The organism is Aminobacter sp. P4_D5, from assembly GCF_056401815.1.
The window spans coordinates 1-805 of sequence record NZ_JBFUIP010000568.1 but is presented as its reverse complement, the minus strand read 5'-3'; the positions used below and the strand labels follow the sequence as shown (position 1 = coordinate 805).

Sequence of the window (805 nt, the reverse complement as noted above, 5' to 3'; positions counted from 1 at the left end):
CGCCTGCATGGCGCGGGCTGGGGCGTCTGGTGCCTGCCGGAGGAGGAGGGGAGCCTCGAGGGCAATCCCCCGGCCCTGCCGGAATTCATGGCGCGCGACCTGCGATGGGCCGCCGGCAACATGCAGTATTTTTCCCTGTTGCGGCTGCCGGGACTGGATGCGATGTCGCGGTTCCAGCTGCTCCAGGCAATCCTGCTCTTCCTCTGCGCGCCGCTGTGGGTGCTGGCCTTTGCCCTGGCCGTGGCGATCGCGGCGACCGGCGGGTTCGACGCGGCTTCGACCTCCTGCCTGATCCTGCTGATGCTGGTTTTCTGGCTCGCCCAGCACGCGCCGAAGCTGGCCGGCTACGCGCAACTCCTCGCCCAGCCGGCGCAGGCCGCGCGCTATGGCGGACGGGGCGCCGTGCTCGCGGGGGCGGGGATTGAAATCCTCTTCACGACGCTGCTGTCGCCGATCAGCAACTTCAACAAGGCCCGCTTCCTCCTGGCGTTGCCCTTCGGCGCGCGGATGGGCTGGAGTCCGCAGAACCGCAGGGATCGCGGTGTCTCCTGGGGCGACGCGGCACGTCTGCTCTGGCCGCACACCCTCGCGGGGATCGCGGGGTTCGCCGTGCTGGCGGCCTGGGCGCCCTGGTCGATCGGGCTCGCGATGCCTTGGGCGGGCGGCCTGCTGGTGGCGATCCCCTTCTGCGTCTGGACCTCCTCGCCGCGCCTGGCGCGCTGGCTGGTCACGCGCGGCGTGGCGGCGACGCCGGAGGAGGTCAGAGCCCGAGAAACGGATTTCGCACCGTCAACCCATCCAGGCG

1 pseudogene is annotated in these 805 nt (G+C 71.1%); it reads left to right on the top strand.

The features are described 5' to 3' along the window. A pseudogene (locus AC1DWF_RS33535) lies at positions 1–805 on the top strand (glucans biosynthesis glucosyltransferase MdoH); the annotation flags it as partial.